16 protein-coding genes and 1 riboswitch are annotated in these 22826 nt (G+C 64.2%); of the genes, 13 read left to right on the forward strand and 3 right to left on the reverse strand.

Features of this window, described 5'->3' with window-relative positions; all coding sequences use genetic code 11:
* Positions 1-76 precede the first annotated feature (76 nt).
* Together Q5923_RS05930 and Q5923_RS05935 are read right to left on the reverse strand one after the other, a co-directional pair.
* Positions 77-2308, reverse strand: coding sequence for a YhgE/Pip domain-containing protein (locus Q5923_RS05930; RefSeq protein WP_303132777.1), 2232 nt, complete (start codon positions 2306-2308; stop codon positions 77-79).
* Complete coding sequence (locus Q5923_RS05935) at positions 2305-4899, reverse strand: YhgE/Pip domain-containing protein (RefSeq protein ID WP_303132779.1); 2595 nt, start codon at positions 4897-4899, stop codon at positions 2305-2307. The genes Q5923_RS05930 and Q5923_RS05935 overlap by 4 nt, the downstream gene beginning before the upstream one ends.
* Before the next feature lie 281 nt (positions 4900-5180).
* On the opposite strand from Q5923_RS05935, the gene Q5923_RS05940 reads away from it, so the two are divergent.
* The 7 genes from Q5923_RS05940 (at position 5181) to Q5923_RS05970 (ending at position 11620) form a co-directional block, all read left to right on the forward strand.
* Positions 5181-5930: a TetR/AcrR family transcriptional regulator gene (locus Q5923_RS05940; RefSeq protein ID WP_303132780.1), complete on the forward strand. Its 750-nt coding sequence runs from the start codon at positions 5181-5183 to the stop codon at positions 5928-5930.
* Between the two features lie 212 nt (positions 5931-6142).
* Positions 6143-6263: riboswitch (SAM riboswitch) on the forward strand.
* A 92-nt stretch (positions 6264-6355) separates the two neighbouring features.
* Positions 6356-7609 carry a methionine adenosyltransferase gene (gene metK / locus Q5923_RS05945; RefSeq protein ID WP_303132782.1) on the forward strand — a complete coding sequence of 418 codons (1254 nt, stop codon included), beginning with the start codon at positions 6356-6358 and terminating at the stop codon, positions 7607-7609.
* Between the two features lie 817 nt (positions 7610-8426).
* A complete protein-coding gene (locus tag Q5923_RS05950) occupies positions 8427-8900 on the forward strand; it encodes a hypothetical protein (RefSeq protein ID WP_303132784.1) in 474 nt (157 codons plus the stop codon).
* Between the two features lie 170 nt (positions 8901-9070).
* On the forward strand, positions 9071-10336 hold the full coding sequence (locus tag Q5923_RS05955) for an ATP-binding protein (protein ID WP_303132786.1): 1266 nt from the start codon (positions 9071-9073) through the stop codon (positions 10334-10336).
* Between the two features lie 208 nt (positions 10337-10544).
* Positions 10545-11069 (forward strand): hypothetical protein, encoded by a 525-nt coding sequence (locus Q5923_RS05960; protein ID WP_303132788.1) that lies wholly within the window; start codon positions 10545-10547, stop codon positions 11067-11069.
* 18 nt (positions 11070-11087) lie between these two features.
* Positions 11088-11312: a hypothetical protein gene (locus Q5923_RS05965; RefSeq protein WP_303132789.1), complete on the forward strand. Its 225-nt coding sequence runs from the start codon at positions 11088-11090 to the stop codon at positions 11310-11312.
* 77 nt (positions 11313-11389) lie between these two features.
* Entirely contained in the window at positions 11390-11620 is a 231-nt protein-coding gene (locus Q5923_RS05970; protein WP_303132791.1) for a hypothetical protein, read from the forward strand.
* Positions 11621-12124: 504 nt separating this feature from the next.
* Here the strand turns inward: Q5923_RS05970 and Q5923_RS05975 are convergent.
* Complete coding sequence (locus tag Q5923_RS05975) at positions 12125-12790, reverse strand: hypothetical protein (RefSeq protein ID WP_303132793.1); 666 nt, start codon at positions 12788-12790, stop codon at positions 12125-12127.
* Between the two features lie 457 nt (positions 12791-13247).
* Between Q5923_RS05975 and Q5923_RS05980 the strand changes: the two genes are divergently transcribed.
* From Q5923_RS05980 to Q5923_RS06005, 6 genes are all read left to right on the forward strand, one after another.
* Positions 13248-14285, forward strand: a complete 1038-nt coding sequence (locus tag Q5923_RS05980; protein WP_303132794.1) for an RluA family pseudouridine synthase — start codon at positions 13248-13250, stop codon at positions 14283-14285.
* A 25-nt stretch (positions 14286-14310) separates the two neighbouring features.
* The gene (locus tag Q5923_RS05985) at positions 14311-15600 is read left to right on the forward strand and encodes a glycosyltransferase family 2 protein (RefSeq protein ID WP_009279394.1); all 1290 of its coding nucleotides are present in this window, start codon (positions 14311-14313) and stop codon (positions 15598-15600) included.
* A 96-nt stretch (positions 15601-15696) separates the two neighbouring features.
* Positions 15697-17214, forward strand: coding sequence for an IMP dehydrogenase (locus tag Q5923_RS05990; protein ID WP_303132796.1), 1518 nt, complete (start codon positions 15697-15699; stop codon positions 17212-17214).
* Positions 17215-17372: 158 nt separating this feature from the next.
* Positions 17373-17675 carry a hypothetical protein gene (locus Q5923_RS05995; RefSeq protein ID WP_009279392.1) on the forward strand — a complete coding sequence of 101 codons (303 nt, stop codon included), beginning with the start codon at positions 17373-17375 and terminating at the stop codon, positions 17673-17675.
* The gene (locus Q5923_RS06000) at positions 17675-18004 is read left to right on the forward strand and encodes a type II toxin-antitoxin system PemK/MazF family toxin (RefSeq protein ID WP_303132798.1); all 330 of its coding nucleotides are present in this window, start codon (positions 17675-17677) and stop codon (positions 18002-18004) included. The genes Q5923_RS05995 and Q5923_RS06000 overlap by 1 nt, the downstream gene beginning before the upstream one ends.
* A gap of 244 nt (positions 18005-18248) precedes the next feature.
* Positions 18249-22826, forward strand: a 4578-nt coding sequence (locus tag Q5923_RS06005; RefSeq protein WP_303132800.1) for an InlB B-repeat-containing protein, incomplete at its 3' end; no start/stop codon positions are given.

Consider the following 22826-nt stretch of genomic DNA (forward strand, 5'->3'; position numbering starts at 1 on the left):
AGCGCGAGTCCTGCTATGGGGGGTGACGCAGCGGCAGGTGCGTGTGGAAGTCGCGCGCCCGCCGGTCCCGTTGGCCCTACATCAGCCTCGTGGACTCGAGGCTGCGCTCCATCCAACTCGTGAGCCGCGCCACGGGCTTGCGCAGGAGGAGTCCCAGCAGCAGCGCCGGCGGCAGGAAGGCAAGCAGACGTGCCAGGGCGAGCCAATAGTCCGCCCCCCAGAGTCCCGCGATGGCGCAGCGCATGGCCTTCTCCGCGTGCACGAAGGGCAGGAAGGGGTAGGCCGCCTGGAAGAAACCGGAGGGCAGCATCTCGCGCGGGAAGGTCCCGCCCGAGCCCGCCACCTGGATCACCATGAGGAAGACGGCGATGGCCTTGCCCACGTCGCCGAAGCTCGCCGTGAGGGCGAAGGTCAGGTTCACGAAGACGAGGGAGGCCAGCCATCCCGCGAGCAGGAAGAGCCAGGGGTGCAGGCACTGGATCTTGAGGAAGAAGAGGTCCCCCAGGAGCACGAGCGTGGTCTGGGCCAGGCCGACGACGGCGAAGAAGGTGAGCCGGCCCAGGTAGGCGTGACGGGGCCTGGCGCCGGTTTGTCTCAGGGCATCGGGCGAGAGGCCCGTCCTCACCAGGGCGCAGAGGATGACGGCGCCGACCCATATGGCCAGGGTGGTGTAGAAGGGCGCCATGGCCGAGCCGTTGTTCTGGACCGGGAAGACCGCGTCACGCTGGAGGCTCACGGGAGACGAGACGAAGTCGGCAAGGTCGGCGGGGTCGCCGCTCAGGACGGCGCGCACGCGGTCCACGTCCGCGGAGGCGAGGGCCTCGTCGAGGCTCGCCCTCGTCGCGTCCATGCGGTCCGCCGCGGAGTCGAGGCGCGCCCGCGCCTCTCTCAGGGTCTGCCCCATGCCGTCGAGGCCGCTCGTGGCGTCCGCCACCTTGCCCTGGGCGCCTTGGATGGCCGAGCTCGCCTGGGACGAGACGGAATCGGCCCTCCCGGCTGCCTCCTCCATGTCGTCCGCGAGCGAGCCCAGGCTCTGCCCGAGCTCGCCCTGCCACGTCGAAAGCCCCGAGGAGAGCTGGTCCTTGGCGTCCGCGACGAGGCCCTCGAGCTCGGCCTTGCTGCCGGTTGCGTCCCTCCGGGAGCCGTCCACGTCGTCAATGGCCCCCTGCAGGGCGTCGGAGAGCTGCCCCAGGTCGTCGAGGGCGGAGGAGACGCGGCGGTTCAGCCCCTGGATGGTGAGGCGGAGCTGCCGGACGTCCTGGAGCCTGGCGGCGTCGTCCCCCAGGCTGTCCTCGAGCTGGGCCGAGAGCGTGTCGCTGCCGTCCAGGTCGTCGCTCAGGGCCTGGAGGTCGGCCCTCCTCTGGTCGACCTCCGCCTTGGCCTTGGCGAGGCCGTCGGAGAGGTCGGAGCCCTGCCCGTCCAGGGTCTTGTATGCGGAGTCGAGCGCCGAGGACACGCCGTCCAGGCTCGAGGCGCCCCTCTGGAGCGAGCTCGACACGGTCGTGCCGGCGTCCTCGAGACCCCCTCCGAGACCCCTCACGCCGCCCGCCGCCTGCGAGAGCGACTGCGCTAGGGTCCCGCCGTCGCCCTGGGTGCCGGCGAGGAGGGCGTCGGCGCTCCCCATGAGTCCCTGGAGCGAGTCCACCACTGCCTGGTAGCTCTGAAGGGTGCCCGAGGCCTGCCTGAGCGACTGCGAGCTGCGGGCGAGCAGCCCCTCGAAGGAGGAGGCGAGGCGGGTGGTCTGGTCGTCGTCCAGGTAGCTGCCCAGGTCCTGCAGGACGGAGGCGCCGACCTGGGTCACCGCGTCGGCGAAGGAGGAGTCTATCTCCTCCTGGACGGAGGTCGACACCTTGCCCGTCACGATCTTGCCGATGGCGTTCTTCTTGTCGTTGCTGTAGTAGCTGACCTGGGCCTTGGTCGCCCCGGGAGAGAGGATCCCCAGGATCTTGCGGCTGAAGTCGCGGGGGATCACGATGGCGGCGTAGTACTCGCCGCTCCTCACGCCCTCGAGGGCCTGGTCCTCGTCGCAGACCACGTATCCCACCTTGTCGCTCTGGCGCAGGCGCGCGACCACGCGGTCGCCCACGTTGAGCTCGACGGGCACCAGCTCGCCCTTGTAGCCCTCGTCGGAGTTGGCGAGCGCCACCTTGAGGTTGCCCGTGCTGCCGTACGGGTCCCAGGCCCCGGCGATGTTGAACCAGGCGTAGAAACTGGGGACCACCACCAGCCCCACGCAGACCACGAGCGCGATCACGTTGTGCCTGAGCGCCAGGAAGTCCCTCCTGGCGACCTCGAGGACGCGGCTCATCGGGCATCGCCCCCTTCCTGGCCTAGCTCCTCGTCCAGGAGCTCGTGAAGCCTCTCGTGCGGGAGCGAGCCCAGCTCGGCGCGGCTCGAGAGGTGGCTGTGCAGGTACTCCACGACGATGAGGTAGCTGCAGATGACGACGAGCGAGACGACCCACAGCACCAGGAGCGGCATCTTGGCGTCGAGGGCGAAGAGGAGCGCGCAGAGCGCCACGGGAATCACGGCGAGGCAGGCGAACCCGCGCCTCACGAGGGTGGGGTAGGCCTCCTCGAAGCGCGCCGCGCGCCGCGTCAGGCGCTCGCGGTACTCCTCGGAGCCGGAGATGGCGCGCAGCAGCTCCCGTATGCCCGGCCCCTGCCGAGGGGGCGCGACCCTCTCGCTCACCATGAGCTCCGTCTGGGCGAGGCGGGCGTCGAAGAGGGCGTTGATGTTCACGAGCCTGCGACGGGCGGCGAGGCCCACGAGCAGGGCGGGCGCGAGGAAGGCGAGGAGCACGAGCAGGTTCTGCAGGTAGAGGTTGCCGTAGTAGCCCGCGATGGCCTCCCTCATGGCGTTGATGCCGTAGGTGAAGGGGAGCCAGGGGTTCAGGGCCTGGAAGAAGCCGGGCATCATCTCTATGGGATAGGTGCCCGATGAGCCCGGGATCTGCACGATCACGAGGAGGACGCCCAGCGCCATGCCGATGTGCTTGAAGGCGACGCAGAGGGCGAAGACCACGCTGACGTACACGAAGGACTCGATTACGCCGGCGAGGACGAAGGCCACGGGATGCAGGCACTGGATGCCCAGGGCGAGGTCGCCCAGGCAGCAGACGAGGGCCTGCACGAGCCCCAGGAGGCTGAAGAGCGCCCAGCGCCCCAGGTAGCCCTGCCAGGGACGGATGTGCCCCACGCCCAGCCCCTCGAGGTCCACCTCGCGCTTGTAGATGGCCACGAGCACGAAGCCGCCCACCCAGAGCGCGAGGTTGGTGTAGAAGGGCGTCACGCCCGAGCCGTAGTTCTGAACGGGGAAGACCGCCTGGCTCCGGAGCTCCACGGGCGAGCCGAGGAGCTCTCCCACGCGCTGCGCGTCGAGCTTGCCCGCCGCGGAGAGGAGCCTCCAGGCCGTTCCGCCCTGGATGGCGACCAGGTCGTCGGCGAGCTGGGAGACGCCGTCCCTCGCCGTGGCAAGGGACCCCGCGGTCGCGTCAAGGGCCGCCTTCGCCTGGACGAGGGTCTGGTCGAGCTGCACCAGGCTGCCGTCGGCGCGGGCGAGGGTGGGCGAGACCTGCCGCGCCGCGCCCGCGAGGCCGGCCCCCGCGTCCGCGAGTTGGTCGAGCGAGGCCTCGAGCTGGGGCAGGGAGTCGTCGGCGAGGGCCGACCTGAGGTCGTCGAGCTCGCTGGCGCTGCCCTGGATGGCATCGTTCACGGAGGAGGAGAGCCCCCTCACGTCGTCCGCGCCCGCGGACACGGAGGACGAGACGCGCCTCAGCTCCTCGAGCCGGGCGGCCTGGGCGTCGCTGAGCCCGGCCAGCACGCTGACCTCCGCGTCGATCCTGCCCTGGAGCTCGCGTCCCAGCTCGGCCGAGCTGCCTCCCGCCCCCTGGAGGGAGGCCGTGGTCGAGCGCAGGCCCTCCAGCGTCACCTTGAGCTCCTGTGTGGACTGGAGCGTAGTCTGGAGGCGTGCGATGGCATCGTCCAGCCGGCCCTGGGCCCATCCCACGTCGCCCGCGAGCCTGCCCAGGTCGTGAGAGGCGGTGGTGGAGAGCCCCGAGACGCCGGCCGACCCCTTGGCAACTGCGGCGTCGAGCTCCGCGGCGAGGCTGCGGGCCTTGCCGCGCGCCGCGCCTATGCTGGCAAGCCCGTCGTCGAGCTGCGACGCGACCCCGTCCCCGTCGCCAGAGAGCCCCTGCAGCGCCTGGCGCGCCTCTCCCACGCCGCCGCGCGCGCCGTCCACCCTTTGGCTCGCGTCAGAGAGCCTGTCCTGGAGCTCCCCCAGGCTGTCCCGCACGCCCTGGAGGTCTGCGAGTGCGCCCCGGCTGGCATCCCTTGCCTGGCCTTGGACGGTCCCGGCCAGGTCTGCCGCCCGCTGGGTCACGACCTCCCCCACGACCTTCACGAACTCGTCGCCCACCTGGTCCTCGAGGGTGGTTGCGCCGGTGTCGGTCACCTTGGGGGCGACGGCGTTCTCCTTCTCGTTGACCAGGTACTGGATGTCCGCCTTGGCGGTCTTTCCCTCGAGCACCCCGGCGAGGGTGGAGCTGAAGTCGGGGGGGATGATGATGGCGGCGTAGTAGTGGCCGGAGCCCACGCCCTCGCGCGCGGCTCCCTCGTCGGTGAAGTCCCAGCCCAGCTGGTCGTTCTGCCTCAGGCGCTCGACCACCATGTCGCCCGCGTTCACGAAGCCCCTGCTGCCGGCATTGGCGCCCTGGTCCTCGTTGACCACCGCGACGGGCACGGTCGAGGTGTTGTTGTAGGGGTCCCAGTTGGCAAGGATGTTGAACCACGCATATAGGGAGGGGATGACGCAGACCCCCAGGGTGACCACCACGGCCACGGGGTTGCGCAGGATCCGCCTCAGGTCCCGGAGGAATATCTTTGCCGCCGTCTTCATAGCGCTCCTTGCCACGGGGCCCCAGGGCCCGACGTTTTTCTGCGACAGTCTACCCAAGGCGCACGTTCATTTGAATGTGAGTCAAAAATTTCATCAACGAACTACAGGGGGAGAGGGGCGAAACAACCGGGTCGTGAGCTGCGCTTATCCTGCATGAGACGGGCGTCGCGGCATCAAGACGACGCGCTTCTCTCCCCCTCGATTGGTGCGTTGGGGGGAGAAGTTCAAAAATTCTCGTTCCTGCATGCTAGAATCGTCGCGGCCAAGGGGGAAGGACGGCGATGGGTATCATCAACGAGCAGGCTGCGGTCGAGGTCGCCGGTGCGGCGCGCGCCATGAGGGGCGTCGCACATGGCGTCGTCGAGGGGCAGGTGGAGCGCACGCGCCAGCGGCTCAGGTCCTCGTCCAAGACGCGCAAGAGCGCCGCCACCCGTGAGCGCATCATGACCGCCGCCTCTGAGCTCATGGCAGAGCACGGCAGCACCGACTTCCAGATGAGCGAGGTCTCCGACCGCTGCCGCATGTCCAAGGGCGCCCTCTACTATTACTTCGCCGACCGCGACGAGCTGGTCCATGCGATCTTCGAGGTCGCGAGCGACGAGCTGGTCTCGTCCATCGAACGCGTGGTCTCGGAGGCGCCCACCGCGCGCGACGCGCTGAGCGGCCTCTGCGCCGAGCTGGCGCAGCGGCTCAGGACGGGAAGCCCCCTCGCCCTGGCGCTCACGCGCGAGCTCACCGAGTCGGGGGAGGGAGCGCTGCCCCTCTCCAACAGCCATTTCCTCCGCACGGTCAGGATCCTGGCTGCCCAGATTGAGCGTGCGAAGACCGAGGGCATCGTGCGCCAGGACGTAAACAGCGAGCTCGCCGCCACCTTTGCCGCGGGCGGCTTCCTGGTGACGTCGCTCGTGTCCGCCGGAGGCGAGCGCTTCGGTGACAAGGACGTGCTGGCAAGCTCCCTGCTCGACCTCTCGATCGAGGGCATGGGGACGCCCGGGGAGGCGGCTGCCATAGCTGGCGCGCGCTTGGCGTAGGGGGCGGCACTGAGCCGCTGCCGTGGGGTCCTGGCGGCAGCATCACCGTTTAGGGTAGACCCCTGCCGTCATGACATCTTGATTGCCTGTCATCGTGGTTGCGGCCCATCGACGTCATCCTGTCCGACGTCCGCCCCGTCGCGGCATCGTGAGTTTTGAACTGCTCTCAAAAATCTGGTTTACAGCGCGGGCGTGATGTCATACTGTGTACTCGCTCGTCAAGAGGCGCCGCGAGGCGCAAAGAGCTGAGGGACCGAGCCCCATGAAGCTCCGGCAACCAGCCTCAGGGCATGGTGCCAAATCTCGGCAGGCCAAGGGCCTGGAAGACGGGGGAGCCGCGTGCCAGCAACAGCGATGTCCCCTCTATTGGAACAGGGGCCGCCTGGCCCCGCAAAGGTGCGCTGGCACCGGGAAGGGGCGCTGACATGGCGCACAGGAACTACCTTTTCACCTCGGAATCCGTGACCGAGGGACATCCCGACAAGATCTGCGACCAGGTGTCGGACGCCATCCTCGACGCGATCATCGAGAAGGAGACACGCCTTGAGGCGGAGGGCTACGTGTCTCCCTCCGGGCACCCCGCTCGCCTCGAGGACGTGCGCGTGGCCTGCGAGACCTTCGCCACCACGGGCACCATCGCCGTCATGGGGGAGATTCGCACCCAGGCCTACGTGGACGTCCAGGGCATCGTGCGCGAGACCCTGCGTCGCATCGGCTACGACCGCGCCAAGTACGGCTTCGACTGCGACTCCTGCGGCGTGATCAACATGATCCACGAGCAGAGCCCCGACATCGCCCAGGGCGTGGACGGGAGCTTCGCCCGTGCGGGGGACGAGGACCCCTGCGAGCGCATCGGCGCCGGCGACCAGGGCATGATGTTCGGCTATGCCACGGACGAGACCGACGTCCTCATGCCCATGCCCATCTACCTGGCGCAGAGGATGGCGCAGCGCCTGGCCGAGGTCCGCAAGGACGGCAGCCTGGGCTACCTGCGTCCGGACGGCAAGACCCAGGTGACGGTGCGCTATGAGGATGACCGCCCCGTCGAGGTCACGGCCGTCGTCGTGTCCACCCAGCATGCGGCCGACGTCGAGCTCGCGCAGATCCGGCGCGACATGATCGAGCAGGTCATAAGCCCCGTCCTGGACGAGGCCGGCATCGCCTGGAAGGACGCGACCATCTACGTCAACCCCACGGGGCGCTTCGTGGTGGGCGGGCCCATGGGCGACACGGGCCTCACCGGCCGCAAGATCATCGTGGACACCTACGGCGGCATGGGCCGGCATGGCGGTGGCGCGTTCAGCGGCAAGGACCCCACCAAGGTGGACCGCTCCGGTGCCTACGCGGCGCGCTGGGTGGCCAAGAACGTCGTGGCGGCGGGGCTCGCACGCAAGTGCGAGGTCGAGCTGGCGTACGCGATCGGCGTTACCGAGCCGCTCTCCATCATGGTGGACACGCAGGGCACCGGCATCGTGGACGACTCCGTGCTGGACGCGGCCGTGGCGCGCGTCTTCGACCTGAGGCCCGGCGCGATCATCCGCGACCTGGACCTGAGGCGGCCCATCTATCAGAAGACGGCGGCGTACGGCCACTTCGGCCGCAAGGATCCCGACTTCACCTGGGAGGCCACGAACCGCACGGACGAGCTCAAGGCTGCGGTGGAAGGGCTCACGGCGTAGGGGAGCGGGGCCAGGAGCGACCGTTTTGTAAGCGAGAGGGACGGGTGGGGGCGAGGCCGCCGGTCCCTCTTGCCTGTTTGTGTTTCTTGCCTTTTCCTGTCGCTTGTCTCCCGCACCCGCCCTCGAGTGCGCAATCGTCGCGAGCCCCCTCCCGCGCTTACGCGAGTGCGCAATCTGAAAGCTTCAGCTTGCGCACTCGGAGGTCCTAAGCGCTGTAGATTGTCTCCAAGTTGCTGTCGAGTGCGCAATTCCGTGCTTTAAGCTTGCACACTCGGGCGGGGATAGGCGTGCCTGACAAGTTCTGCCTGGCTCCGTCAGGTGTTGGCCAGAGGCACCGTCGCTGCACAATCCGCTACGACCTCGCTGTCGATGATGGTGCGCGTGATGTGGAAGCCCTCCACCTTGTCACTGGCTCTGGCGCGACAAGGAAAACCCTCTCCACGAGACGAGCGGATGTGCCCCCCTCGCAGAGGAGTTCCCGCATGGGCGCTCCGGCTCCGGCTGCGGCGAGATGGATGGCCGGCCGGACCTCTTTTCGGTGACCACGAGTTCGTTGCAGGACCGTCCCGAGAAGGTCGTGATGGTGCCTGGTTGGGCAGTGACCGGTCCAGTCTCGCTTTGCCACGGGGGCCGCCGCCGACAATGTGACAGTCAGCCGAATCGGATAGTAAAACTCAGGCGTACACAATGGTAGAGGGGGAGTTAACGCCTATTTTTAATTGCTTACAAACTGCTGAGCCGCATCGCTCCTGTTCAGATTCAGGATTTCCGCTACTTCCAGGATGTGTTGACAGGCGATTTATTTGAACGTTGGATATTGCTCCTTGAAGAGCTTGACATAATTAATCAAATGTACCTGTATGCGGTTTCAAAAAACGGCATGCCAAGAGACGTGTCCTTGGCCTTTGCGGTTGAGCTGGCAGAGCCCATGGCGGAGATCCTCGTTGCGCGGAAAAAGTTGCCCGCTAACACCAGACGTCAAACATTGAAAGAGTGTCTCGAAGCTCTTCTTGTCGAATATGACAACGTGGTCTTTGATAAAGAAACTTCTGCTAACAGCGATGGGTTTCTTGACAAGCTTAAGAACAATAGAGTACGAATTATGCATATCAAGCATAATCAGAAGAAGGAAAAATGCTTCGACGGGGCTCACTGCGTTCTTTACCTATGCAAGCTCAGCCTGCTCTATAGGTCGATTCCCCTTGATCTTTTTGACATTTCCGCCTGTGCCTACAAGGACAAGCTCAAGATGAATGCCGCTGCCCTAGATGCTTGGGCAGAGAACCTCTAAGAGTCAAATGCGAATCGAATCGATTATTTGATTCGTACGTCAAGCGCGTCCTCGTTGGCTTGCTACCTCTACTGCCTAGATACATGAGGGCTGCTACGATATATTTCTGATGATTGAAAATGCATTAATCAGCATTTTGTGACAGCAGTGAGTCACTTATGACCGGGCGAATGTCGAGCACCGAAATAAGGCGAGACCACTATCTCAATCTGCTCATCGGAAAGAAATGGAACGGCTTCATCAAGGTAGTGACTGGCGTGCTCCGCTGCGGAAAGTCCTTTCTCATCTTCGAGCAGTTCAAGAGGCACCTGCTGGAGAGTGGCGTCACGGGGGATCAAATCATCGAGATGGCGTTCGACGATCCCGAGAACGAGGAGTACCTCGACTACAAGATGTTCTACTCCCCCATAAAGGAGCTTACTTCCGATGAGGGACCCTACTATGTACCGCTCGATGAGGTGCAGGAGATGGAGGGCTTCGAGAAGGTCCTCAACGGCCTTCTCCGCAGGCGTAATTTGGATGTATATGTCACCGGTAGCAATGCCAGGTTCCTATCTCGGGACATCATCACTCAGTTCCGTGGGCGCGGCGACGAGGTCCGTATGAGGCCACTCAGTTTCTCTGAGTTCATGTCGACGTATGATGGCGAGAAGTCTGATGGCTGGGCGGAGTACGTACAGTTTGGCGGCATCCCCCTGGTGGTGCTCGAGGGTACGGACGAGGAGAAGATGGGCACACTGCAGGCGCTCAACCGTGAGACGTATATCAGGGACCTGGTCGAGCGCAACGCGATACGCGACGACGCGGAGTTTGCCGACCTTCTCAGCGTGCTTGCCTCCGGCATAGGGTCCCTGACAAACCCGACGAGGATAGCTGACACGTTCAAAACTGTAAAGGGAAAGGGCGTGAGTCCCACCACGGTGCGTAGCCGGATTGGCTTTTTGGAGGACGCGTTTGTAATCGAAGAAGCTCAGCGATACGACATAAAGGGCCGCAAGTACATCGGTTCGCCCGTCAAGTACTACTTCTCGGACATGGGACTGAGAAATGCCCAGATTGGTTTCCGTCAGATCGAGGAGACCCACATAATGGAGAACGTCCTCTACACAGAGCTCGTCTCCCGGGGGTACAACGTGGATGTGGGCGTCCTCAATACCTCGGAAACGAATACCGAGGGTGGGTCGTCCCGGAAGCAGCTGGAGGTCGACTTCGTCTGCAACAAGGGTTCCCGGCGCTACTACGTCCAATCCGCGTACTCCCTACCGACCCACGAGAAGACCCTGCAGGAGCAGAGGTCGCTTCTCAAGATCGACGACTCGTTCAAGAAGGTCATCGTTGCCAGGGACGCAGTTGCCCCCTGGTATACCGAGGAGGGCGTCCTGGTGACGGGGCTCTTCGATTTTCTTCTCGACGGGGAGAGCCTCGAGAGACTCTGACGGAATCGCCGATATCCGTCGGTGTGGACTTGACCCTGATTCCTAATCACCGCGAAGTGAGAATCAACGGGTAGCGTGGCCCTTCGTGTCTTGAAAAGTGATGCCCACCATGTTGAACGGCTGTGGCTAGACGACTGGAACCACGAGCGCTTGCCGCCCATAATGAGTGTGACGTCAATGCGGGACCACGACCTACCAAGGGGGCGGCGTGAAGGCATCTGAGGCGGCGAAGGCCTGGGGTTGGTCGGAGGACAAGGTCCGCAGGTACTGTCGGGACGGCATGGTCCCCTTTGCGAGCAAGGAGCTGGGGCGATTCGGGCGCGAGGAGTGGGTGATTCCCAACGGCAGTGCCGTGCCACCCATCTCGCTTTATGACGCAGCCAACTGGATGACGCTGATTCGCGACGTCTCCGAGGGTGCCGCCCCCGATCTTCAAGGTCCCGAGGGGAGCGACGTCAGAATCGCGGACGCCCTTGCGTACCTGGGCCAGCTTGGCTGGTGCACGCGGCTCGAGCTCTGGAAGGACGCGCGGGGCAGGCTGCTGCCGCTCGAGACCGTGCGCGGAATCAGCCTCACGACGAGCGGCCTGCGGCGCCTGGACGAGTTCAACGACTCGCGGAAGCGCAGCGTCACGGTCGTTCGGTCCGGGGCGTTGACCAAGTCGGCGGCGGGGTTGCTGGGGCTTTCCATGAAGGGGGAGGTCCAGGAGACGAGAAGCGTCTACCGCGGGTAGGGGCGTCCGGGCTTCTCGTTGAGCACCGAGTGCGACGAGACGTACCACCTTAAGACGAACGCCCATGACACGGAGCGCGAGGCGGAGCTCATTGACATCCTTTGGCGCATCGAGCCGGGCAGTGACCACGAGGCTAACCACTTTGGCGTGTCGTTCGACTACGTCCAGACCGAGCGGCAGATCCAGGAGGTCGTCACCCTTCTCACCCAGGGGATTTGCACGCTTTGCGAAGAACGCGGCTGAGCGAGCGGAGCGTCGGCGTCACGCCTACTGAGTTATTCTCATCCAAAGAAAGCATCGGCGCGAGCGACGACATCGGGATGGACGTCGGAGGCACCTTCGCGGCGGCCTACCACAGCGCCTCTTATGACACCGACGAACTGGCCAAAATCATCGGCAGCGCGCGTGAGCTTCGGCTGCTCGGTTCGGGCATCTACTCTCAATGGTGCTGCTCCGCTCATTGGCAGAGCGGTCATGAGTCCTTCTTTGACGAGGGGCATCTGCCGTGGTTCCGGATTGCGTTCAGGCGCCTGCAGGAGTTGGTGTGGTGAGATTCTCAGGGGCAACAGGGCGCAAGAATGGATTGCTTCGCCGTAATGATCCTCTCATGGTGAAGTGGAATCGTCGGATTCCCCAGTCTGATGAGTGCCAAAACGTAAAGCTCGTTTGTGTCGACTTGGGGCTCCGTTTCGGCACCCAAATGGACGGGAAGTTCGTTTGTGTAGGAAAAAAGACTGTCTGTCGGCATGAAAGCGCTCTTTTTCTCTACACAAACGCACTTCCCGTCCAAACCGAGGGTCATTGGGTGTGTGGAATCGACACAATCGCACTTTCCATGCAGTAGACTCCGAAGGCTCGTGTGTGTTTTGTCTTATGGCGCATGTACCCTGCCGCTCGATGGGTGTGCGTGACCGGGCGGCGGCATGTCATTGGCATGTGCGCCTGGTTAACTAGCGGCGACGTTATGACAAATAAATCGCCGCGCTTGCAATTATGCGCACACCGCATTGGTTCATGGTAGGTCGGCGATTCGTATGCATCAATGCTATTTGTTATCAATTTGCGGAATAGAATCTATCTACACAATTTATAGATTTTGTAATTTCTTCTTTATCTTCAGTAGGTATAATCACGTCATTAATGGCATCGTATATGCAACAAGGCCATCGACTTCCATATCGATAGGTTACAAGCCACAACGAGAAATTTCCCACGCCGGAAGTTCCAGATTTTAAGCGGTCTTCGCTGGGATTAAAATCACAGGGCGCTTCGATGCGATAAATTGCATGACCAGCGGCCAATTCTTGTTCATAGAAATCCATCATTCGAGAAATAAGCTCATTGTAGTTAACATTCTCGGCATAGAATCCAGCGCTGCCATTCGTCGCGATGACGAAGTCGCAGGTATCCATCTCTATCGTCATTCGACCAAGGCGGCAGTCACTAGACAAGGTTTCCTTGGTGGCCTTCCTTATCTTTCTCATTATTCCTTTAATTGCTTCGACGATGAGTCCCGATGTAACGCCGGTCACGAGTGAAACGACGACATCTACTCCGAGGCTAACGCCAGCCGCTACAGCAAATTGACCTCTAATAATTGGGTCAATCCCATCCTGTAATAGGTTTGATTGGACCTGGGCATCGAGCGTGGTCCTGTATGCGCTCCCATGAAAATCGAGTCGAAGATGCCTGATTTCGTTCACGGAACTCTGCGATTCCATAGTGGTGTCTCCTTTCGGAAGGCAGGGCTGTTCGCTGACCCCTTGGCCTTGGCTGTGGACTTTTGGTTGCGGACTCTGAAAGGTGAGAACTCCACAGGTGACTAGCATTTGGAAGGGTCCGGGCGCGTTTGCGCAGATGGTGCGTACTCAGCTGCGGACCCTGAAAGGCGAGGACTCCGCAGTCAACTACGGCTTGCGCGTGCGAGCCGGTTTCGGGTACGTTGCCCCGCCTCTCTCGCCCAAGAAATCGTGCGAGTGTACAATCTGAAGGCTTCAGCTTGCGCATTCGAGGGGCGAAACGGTGACGTTTGCCTGCGGACGGCCGTCGAGTGCGCAATTCCGCGCCTTAAGCTTGCGCACTCGACTAGGAGGGACGTGCCCGAGCGAGGACACGCATGGAGACGCGCCGCGTCCGGGCCGGAAGAGGGATCCAAGACCGTGGAAGGGGAGGCGAGAGATGCCGGCAACAGCGACAACCATACGAAGCCTCCTCGTGGGGCCCGAGTCCGACGGCGTGCGCCTCGACTCCTTCCTCGCCGCCCAGCCGGGCATGCCCAGCCGCTCCGCCTGCGCGCACCTCGTCGAGGGTGGCTCCGTGACCATCAACGGCACCCTCGCCACCAGCAAGAGCGAGCGCGTCCTCCTGGGCGACCGCGTCCAGGCGAGCGTCCCCGAGCCCGAGCCTGCCCCGGGCTCCCTGGCCCCCAACCCCGAGATACCCCTCGATGTCCGCTTCGAGGACGACTACCTCATCGTCCTCTCCAAGCAGTCGGGCCTCGTCTGCCATCCCAGCCCGGGGCACGTGGACGACACACTGGCAAACGCCCTCGTCGCCCACTGCGGCATCTCTCGCCTGGGAACCCTGCAAGGGGACGACCGTCCCGGCATCGTGCACCGCCTTGACATGGACACCTCGGGGCTCATGGTCGCCGCAAAGGACGACACGACCCAGAAGGCGCTCCAGGACCTCATCCGCATGCGCGTGCTCGACCGTCGCTACGTCACGCTCGTCCAGGGCTACGTGGCCCCCGAGCAGGGCACCGTCACCACCGGCATCGCCCGCTCCACCCGAGATCGCCTGCGCATGGCGGTCTCGGACGACCCCATGGCGCGCGAGGCGATCACGACCTTCACCACCCTGGAGCGCTTCGAGGCGGGGCGCTTCGACGATGGCTACAGCCTCCTCGAGTGCCATCTCTACACCGGGCGCACCCACCAGATTCGCGTGCACATGCGCCACCTGGGCCACCAGGTCGTGGGTGACCAGCTCTACGGCCGCGGGGACGACCGGCAGAACCAGGGCCTCAGGCGCCAGTTCCTGCACTCCTGGCACATCCGCTTCGACCACCCCGCTACGGGCCAGACCATCGAGCTCGCCGACCGCCTGCCATCGGACCTCCTGGCTGTACTAGAATCTTTGAAGGGAAGCTCGATGGGTCGCACCGAGGCAGGGGAGAGGATCTGCCCCCAGCTGGGCATGGGCGACCTCTCGTAGCGCGCACACGAGGAGAGGTAGGGCCGTGTTCAACAGGTTGGGACTCACGCCGATAGTCATCTTCAACGGCATCATCTGGCTGTTCTTCACGCTCGCCTACTTCTACCAGCTGGTCTACATCATCCGCGTGATGCTGCGCGGCACGGTCGTGCTGCCGAAGGCGAAGCGGAACCACAGCTATGCTTTCGTGATCGCCGCCCACAACGAGGAGCCGGTCATCGGCAACTTGGTGCGTTCCATCCTCACCCAGGAGTATGACGGGATCATAGACTGCTTCGTCGTGGCGGACGCCTGCACCGACTCCACCGCGGACGAGGCGCGCAAGGCCGGCGCCATCACCTGGGAGCGCAACGACCTCGTGCGCAAGGGCAAGAGCTGGGTGCTCGACTACGCCTTCGACCGCATTCTCGACGAGTACGGGGAAAAGTACGAGGCCTTCTTCGTGATGGACGCGGACAACATCATCGCGCCCGACTACGTCCAGGTCATGAACCAGGCCTTCGACGCCGGCTACCTGGTCTGCACCAGCTACCGCAACTCCAAGAACTTCGACTCCAGCTGGATCAGCTCGGCGTACGCCCTCTGGTTCCTGCGCGAGGCGAAGTTCCTCAACAACGCCCGCATGATGCTGGGCACGAGCTGCGCCATCTCGGGATCGGGCTGGCTCGTCGCCGCGAGCATCATCCGCGGCATGCACGGCTGGAACTTCCACACCCTGACGGAGGACATCCAGTTCTCGACCTTCTGCTGCGCGCACGGCATCCAGATCGGCTACGCCCCCGCGGAGTTCTTCGACGAGCAGCCCCTCACCTTCAAGGCGTCCTGGATTCAGCGCATGCGCTGGACAAAGGGTTTCTACCAGGTGTTCTTCTCGTACAACAGGAACCTGCTCCATGGCATAGGCAAGGGGCAGTTCGCCTCGTATGACATGCTCATGACGGTTGCCCCGGGCATGATCCTGACGCTCCTCTCCGCCTTCGTGAACGCGTCCTATCTGATCGTAGGCTACCTGAGCCACGGCTTCATCGCCACCGATGGCGAGCTGGCCATGTGCGTGGGCTCGCTCATCATGACCTTCGCCTCTATGTACGTGGTGTTCTTCATCCTCGCCGTCATCACCACGATCAGCGAGCGCAAGCACATCCACGCCAAGAAGAAGTGGCGCATCTTCACCAACCTCTTCACCTTCCCGCTCTTCATGATGTCCTACATCCCCATCACGGTCGCGGCCCTGTTCAAGAAGGTCGAGTGGGTCCCCACGAAGCATGACATCGCGGTCAACTTCGACGATGTCATGGGGGAGGGCGCGAGGTAGCCCGAGCCTGTGCCGGATGCTAGAATCGACCACAACTTAGTCTGCAAGATGCGCCACGGCCCAGGTCGTGGCGCATCGCGAAGAAAGGGGAGCTGCATGGCAACGTTCTTCGAGGGAGAGTCCCACACCTTCTCCGAGTATCTTCTGGTTCCCGGCTACTCCTCCCACGAGAACGTCCCGGCGAACGTCTCGCTCGAGACGCCCCTCGTCAAGTTCAGGTGCGGCGAGGAGCCTGCCATCAAGATGAACATCCCCATGGTCTCGGCCATCATGCAGGCCGTCTCCGGCCCGCGCCTGGCCGTCGCACTCGCCCAGCAGGGCGGCATCTCGTTCATCTACGGCTCGCAGACCCCCGAGGACGAGGCCGCCATGGTCCGCGAGGTCAAGACCTACAAGGCCGGCTTCGTCGTGTCCGACTCCACGCTCACGCCCGACATGACCCTGGCCGACGTGCTCGAGCTCCGCGACCGCACGGGCCACACCACCATGCCCGTGACCGAGGACGGCAGCCCCCATGGCAGGTTCTGCGGCATCGTGACCAGCCGCGACTACCGCGTGTCGCGCGACGACCGCGGCAAGCTCGTCAGCGAGTTCATGACCCCCGCCGCCGAGTGCGTGACGGCGGACACCACGGTGCCCCTCAAGGTCTGCAACGACATCATCTGGGACAACAAGGTCAACACCCTTCCCATCGTGGACAAGGACGGGAACCTCTCGTCCCTCGTCTTCCGCAAGGACTACGACTCCCACAAGTCGCGCCCCGACGAGCTCCTCGACGAACACAAGCGCTATATCGTGGGCGCCGGCATCAACACCCGCGACTACGCGACCCGCGTACCCCTGTTGGTGGAGGCCGGTGCCGACGTGCTCTGCATCGACTCCTCCGAGGGCTACTCCGAGTGGCAGAAGCTGGCCCTGGACTGGGTGCGCGAGCATTACGGCGACTCCGTCAAGGTCGGCGCGGGCAACGTGGTCGACGCCGAGGGCTTCCGCTACCTGGCGGACTGTGGGGCTGACTTCGTCAAAGTGGGCATCGGCGGCGGCTCGATCTGCATCACCCGCGAGCAGAAGGGCATCGGCCGTGGCCAGGCCTCCGCGCTCATCGACGTCTGCCGCGCCCGCGACGAGTACTTCGAGGAGACGGGCGTCTACGTGCCCGTGTGCTCCGACGGCGGCATCGTGTACGACTACCACATGACGCTTGCCCTGGCCATGGGTGCCGACTTCCTGATGCTGGGCCGTTACTTCGCCCGCTTCGACGAGTCGCCCACGCGCAGGCTCAACGTCAACGGCTCCTACGTCAAGGAGTACTGGGGCGAGGGGTCTGCCCGCGCCCGCAACTGGGCTCGCTATGACCTCGGGGGAGAGAAGAAGGCCCTCTCGTTCGTCGAGGGCGTCGACTCCTACGTCCCCTACGCGGGCCCGCTCAAGGACAACGTCGAGAACTCCCTCACCAAGGTGCGCTCCACCATGTGCAACTGCGGGGCTCTCAACCTTCCCGAGCTGCGCGACAAGGCCAAGATCACCCTGGTCTCGGCCACCTCGCTGGTCGAGGGCGGCGCGCACGACGTCATGCTGAAGGACTCAAACTCAGACATGAACTTCCGCTCGTAAGAGGCGGCGCCCGCGACGAGCCAACCTCGTCTCGGTCGAGGCCATGCGACTTTGGGCGAGAGGTCCCCGGCACGAAGCCGGCGGGCCTCTCGCCTTGTTTTGGCTGCTGGACGTTGGGTATGATATGTAGAAGAATATCCATATCAGGGGGTGGAAGGATGAATGCCGTCGCCACGATGGAAGGCACTACGAAGCTCGGTCGTTGGGGCGGCTCACGGGCGGTGCGCATACCCAAGCCGATGTGCGACCTGCTTGGGGTCGATGTCGGAGCGACGCTTGACGCCGTCGGTGGGTCGGATGAGGAGGGACCATTCATCACCCTCAGACCCCTTGGTCCCCACCGTTCGTACGGTGACGCCCCCTATCAGAGCATAGAGAGCCTCTTTAGGGGCTACGAAGGAAGTGAGCCGAGCCCAGAGCCCGACTGGGGGGATGACGTCGGGGCGGAGGTGGTGGAGTGATGCCGCTCGAGCAGGGCGACCTCGTCGAGGTGAGCTTCACCCCGGCAGTGGGACATGAGCCTGCGAAGTCCAGGCCTGCCGTGGTTCTGAGCACCTATGGCTTCAACTGCAGGTCGAGCCTGGTTGTGGTTGCGCCAGTCACTAGTACGAACAACGGCTATCCCTTGCACGTCCCGTTGAGCACGGGGCTGGTACGGGGTTACGTTCAGGTGGAGGCCCTGCGTTGCCTTGACCTCGAGCGCCGTGGATACGAGCTGCTCGGCGTCGTGCCTGGAGCCACCATGACCCGCGTGATGTCCCACGTGCGCTCGATATTTGACCTCAGGTAGGTGCCTGCCGCAGCCGGTTTGCAGGTTGCCCGGCCTACGACAGCGTTCCTTCGGGTGGCAGTGGCTTCGTTGCCGTCCCTCCCCGCCCGATTGGCCTGCCTGCGTTCGGTCGGGCTTGCGGCCTTGTCGGACGGACCCCCCTTGGGTTTCGTACGAGTTTTTTGCCGCCGGGTCCCTCTGTTCCATCCGGTGGAGATAAAATTACTCTGTATGAAATTTAGTATATAAAAGCAAAGGAGTGAGAATGTCCACAAGGAGCTCTCGGGAGCTGGGCCTGGGAAGGCGGTCCCTCGTCACCGCGCTCACGCTCGCCTTGGCACTGCAGGGATTCCCCGCGGTCCCGGGCTATGCCGAACCGGCATCGGGCGCCGCCGCCGCATCGACCTCTGAGCCTGTGTCCGACGGGCAGGACGTTCCTGACGGGACGGCAGCGTCAGCAACATCGGGAGACGCTGGCGCCGAAGGCGTCGAGGCTGCCGACGCCGCTCCTGCTGACGAGGAGGCGAGTCCCTCCGCTTCTGCTGAAGCGACGGCCGCCGAAGCACCCGCCCTCGCCGCGGCACCGCCCGCGTCCGCCCCGACAGAGACGGTGGAGCTCTGGGTCGACGGCAGCACCGGAAGCGACGCCGACGATGGGTCGAGCACAGCTCCCCTCAAGTCCCTTGGCAAGGCGCTGGAGCTCCAAGCGGCAAACCCGGCGATAACGACCATCAAGATCAAGGGCAGCTTCTCTGCGCCCGCTGCGGCCACCATCCCCGCAGGTGTGACCCTGGTCGTCGCCGGCGTCACCACCATGGAGGGCACCGGCGCGGATGGCATCACGCTTGCGAGCGGATCGACCCTCAGGTGCCTGGATGGCGCCACGCTGACCATGTCCGGCTTTGGCACGGCACTGACCGCCAGGGCGGGTTCGACCATCACCGACGGCAGCTACGTGTTCAAGGACAACGCCGGCGGGAACGGCACCCGTGGCATCGCCCTGGGCGGAACGGTCAGGGGCAGCGGTGGCAAGGACAGCCTCACCATCACGGCCGACGACAAGTGCGACACCAACTTCTACGAGTCGGGCATCACCTTCGAGAACTGCACCGTGAGCGTGAACTCCCAGACGCGCACCTGGTTCGACGCTCGTGACCTCAACCTCAAGAACGCCTCGCTCACCGTGGCGGGCTTCGGCCAGACCTACTACATGAACCAGCTCAACATGAGCGACTCCGAACTGACGATCAACAAAGGGAGTTCCTGGCGCTATCCCACGGGCATGACCATCCAGTCGTCCTGCGACATCGTGAACTCGCACATCACCTCCAACACCGGGTCGACGGCCGGCATCTCGATCGGCGGCAACGCGAGCACGACGGTCACCGTGACCAATTCCACCATCGAGCTCAACAACGGCGGCACAGGTGGGCTCAACGTCAACACCGGAAAAGTGGTCTTCGACAACTCGACACTCAAGGGCAACGGCAAGAACTCCGGCGCGCTCTTCGGCGCGCAGGGCAACGGCTACATCGAGTTCGACGGCAGCTCGCTCGTCGAGTCGCCTGCGGCGAAGAACGCAGACACGGGCGCGGGCCAGACGGGCACGAACTACGTCGTGCTCGGTGGCTCCCACCTCGTGAAGTATGCCCCGGACTACAACTCCGGCAGTGGCAGCACCGTTCCAACCAACGGCACGGACAACGGCAACGAGAGGCTCATGCTCTTCACGCTGGCCGACGCAAGCACGAGCGCGCTTTCGCCTCTTAACTCGAACGGTACAAGCTACAGCTACCCCGTGGCCAACGCCTCGTCCGACGGACAGAAGCACGTGTGGGTCCCCGCCGAGAGCGTTACCTTCAGGCTCAATGCCCCGGACGCCGCCCAGGCGGTCGGGGCGAGATTCAGTGACGGAACGGTCGCGGACAAGGCTGCCGTCGCCATGCGCGGCTACGCGCTCGCCGACGCCACGCCCGCAGCCGGCAGCGCGCAGGTCCCAGGCGACCCCACGGCACTTGGCTATCACTTCGAGGGTTGGTTCTACAGGGATGCGGACGGTGTGGAACGCGCGTACGACAGCTCCGTCACGGTCAATGCGCCCCTGGTCGTCTATGCCAAGTGGTCGAGCGACTCCGCCAGCTATGGCATCGTCTACCACAGCAACCTTGCCGATGACGCCACCTATACCGTCTCTGCGAACAGGCCCGACCGCAGTGCGACCGTAGCGTCGATCGATGCTGCCATCGCCGCGAACGGCGCCTTCTCCCAGCCGGGCAAGATCTTCAAGGGCTGGAACACCAGCGCCGACGGCAGGGGAGAGGAGCATGCCTCTGGCGACGTCCTCACGCTTCCCACCGACAAGAGCTCCGTAGATCTCTATGCGCAGTGGGAGGACCAGCTTGCGACGGTCCGCTTCTCTGCCAACGGGGGAACTTTTTCCGATGACAGCGTGTTCAAGACCAAGACGGACGTGTTCTCCATCTCCACCGAGGCCAACGGGGGAGAGGTCGCGACCGTCAAAAGGCAGGCCAAGGTCTCGGACAACCAGAAGCTGGGCGACCTCCTGAAGTCCCTTGACGGCTCCGTCGACGCCAGCACCGCTGGCATCGCGACGCCGAGCAAGGACACAGCGGGCTTCGAGGGCATGGCGTCCCGCGCGGGTTTCCTGCTTGAGCACGAGACAAAGGATCTCACGTTTCTCGGCTACGTTTATGGCCACGAATACAGTTATTGGTACGACGACCCCCAGGGCTCCGACGTTGCGGCCCTTGACTCCGGAACCACGGTCAAGGGCGACGTCACGTACTACCTCAAGTGGAAGGACGACCCCTCCGTCCCCACCATCCAGGCGAGCGGCGCGCTCGATGCCGACATGTGGGGGGACTCCAAGGACGTGTCCAACGAGATCAAGTTCGTCGAGGCGGGCAAGGAGTTCAGCCTGACGGGGGCCATCGACACCACTGCGATCAAAGACCAGATGCGCTCTATCGAGAAGAGCTTCGGGGAGGGTCCCGAGCACTTCTCGGACATCGCGCTCTCTGGTGCCGCGTCGACGTTCACGGCTAAGATCACGCTTCCTGACGAGGTGAGGGTCCCTGCGGATCCCCAGGTGCAGGTCGCGGGCATGGGCGACCTCTTCAGGCTCGACTCCGTCACCGCCTCCGGGCAGGAGGTGACCGTCACCTTCAGGCTCAACGACGGCTTCACCAACTACCAGCTGCTGAAGGATGCCGTGGAAGGCACCGGACTGGCCGCTGGGCGTGCCACCGGCATCGACGACTCGAACTTCATCACGGCGACCATCTCTGGCCTCACGCTGGCCGACGGCGTCCAGAACGGCGTCGAGTTCGCCGCGACCGGCGACGTGAGCGGTAACTTCTTCGCCGTCGCCAAGAAGGGGAGCGAGACTAAGCGCTTCGTCTTCGACTGGACCTCCCAGCAGCTGGAGGCCGGCAGGGACCCCCGCGGCGACGACGTCCGCCAGACCATGGTCTCCGTGGTCCCCTCCACCATCGGACTGCCCGCAGACCTCGAGGCGGACGGTGACACGGAGCACGAGGCAGTGCACGAGGTCCTGCAAGGCGAGGAGGTGAACCTCACGGGCGTCGTGGGGGTGACGAGCGTCAAGAGCCAGATGGAGGCCATCGAGGGCCAGTTTGGCACCACCCCCGACCGCTTCAAGTCCATCGCGCTCTCGGACCTCAGCTCGGGCTTCGTGGCCACGCTCACGCTTCCCGAGGGTGTGAGCCCCAAAGTCGGGCTTGGGAAGAGGGACGTCACGGTCGAGGGCTTCTCCGACACCTTTGCCGTGTCGGACGTCACGACGGAGGGCAACAAGGTCACCGTCACCATGGACCTCAAGTCCGGAATCGCGAACTACCAGCAGCTGAAGGATGCCGTCTCCGCAGTCTCCGACACGATGAGGCTCACGGTTCCCACGCGGGTCTCGGATGACGTCGCGGCGGGTACCCGCCTGAGCGTCACGGGCACGGTCACGGGGACCTTCCACTCGAAGGCGACCTCCGAGGGTGGGAAGACCAAGGTCTTCGCCTTCACGTGGAACGGCGAGCAGACAGACGAGGGGCGTGATGCCATCCTGTCCGCAAGCGATCCCACCATCCAGCTGACCCTCGCCACCACCTCGCCCATCGAGGGCGGTCTCGAGGGTGACATGCTCGTCGCCGGCGACACCGAGCACGACGCGGTCATAAGGGCCGAGAAGGGCTCCAGCTTCGACCTGACCGGGGCGATTGACGTCGCTCCCGTCAAGGCGCAGATGGCCGCCATCGAGGCCCGCTACCCCGGCGTCAGCCACGAGAACATCAAGCTGGACGTCAGGGACTTCGGCTTCAGCGCCAGCTTCACCGTCCCCGACGACATCGAGCTCCCCGCGTCCCTCGATCCATCTCAGGTCACGACCGAGGCGTTTGGCCCCGGCTTCAAGGTGGGTGACGTCAGGGTCGACGGCAAGACCGTCACCGTCTCCTTCGTCCTGAGCGACCCCGACCAGATCACGACCTATGACAAGCTCGAGGCCGTCGTCGACGCCGCCGGTGACGCGGGCGAGAACAGCCCCAGCTGGATGAGGCTCGTCGTCCCCGGGCTCAAGGTCTCCGCGAATGCCGAAACGGGCAAGACGTTGACCATCGTGGGCACGGTCGGCGGCCATTTCGCGGCACGCGCCACCACCGACGAGGGGACCTCGAAGGTCTTCTCGTTCGTGTGGAACGGCACGCAGTGGGCGTCGGGCAAGGATGCCGTGGCGACGGACGATGACACCATCCAGCTCTCGCTCGAGGTGACCGAGCGCCCCAACCCCCACCCCCACCCCCCACCCCCCCCC

Source organism: uncultured Olsenella sp., from assembly GCF_959602185.1.
Taxonomy (GTDB): Bacteria; Actinomycetota; Coriobacteriia; order Coriobacteriales; family Atopobiaceae; genus Olsenella_I; species Olsenella_I phocaeensis.

What these genes read in the sequence shown, in the direction of transcription:
- Q5923_RS05930 (WP_303132777.1), bottom strand. Translation starts at nt 2,308, where the DNA reads ATGAGCCGCGTCCTCGAGGTCGCCAGGAGGGACTTCCTGGCGCTCAGG.
- Q5923_RS05935 (WP_303132779.1), bottom strand. Translation starts at nt 4,899, where the DNA reads ATGAAGACGGCGGCAAAGATATTCCTCCGGGACCTGAGGCGGATCCTG.
- Q5923_RS05940 (WP_303132780.1), top strand. Translation starts at nt 5,181, where the DNA reads ATGGGTATCATCAACGAGCAGGCTGCGGTCGAGGTCGCCGGTGCGGCG.
- metK (WP_303132782.1), top strand. Translation starts at nt 6,356, where the DNA reads ATGGCGCACAGGAACTACCTTTTCACCTCGGAATCCGTGACCGAGGGA.
- Q5923_RS05955 (WP_303132786.1), top strand. Translation starts at nt 9,071, where the DNA reads ATGTCGAGCACCGAAATAAGGCGAGACCACTATCTCAATCTGCTCATC.
- Q5923_RS05970 (WP_303132791.1), top strand. Translation starts at nt 11,390, where the DNA reads ATGGACGTCGGAGGCACCTTCGCGGCGGCCTACCACAGCGCCTCTTAT.
- Q5923_RS05975 (WP_303132793.1), bottom strand. Translation starts at nt 12,790, where the DNA reads ATGGAATCGCAGAGTTCCGTGAACGAAATCAGGCATCTTCGACTCGAT.
- Q5923_RS05980 (WP_303132794.1), top strand. Translation starts at nt 13,248, where the DNA reads ATGCCGGCAACAGCGACAACCATACGAAGCCTCCTCGTGGGGCCCGAG.
- Q5923_RS05990 (WP_303132796.1), top strand. Translation starts at nt 15,697, where the DNA reads ATGGCAACGTTCTTCGAGGGAGAGTCCCACACCTTCTCCGAGTATCTT.
- Q5923_RS05995 (WP_009279392.1), top strand. Translation starts at nt 17,373, where the DNA reads ATGAATGCCGTCGCCACGATGGAAGGCACTACGAAGCTCGGTCGTTGG.
- Q5923_RS06000 (WP_303132798.1), top strand. Translation starts at nt 17,675, where the DNA reads ATGCCGCTCGAGCAGGGCGACCTCGTCGAGGTGAGCTTCACCCCGGCA.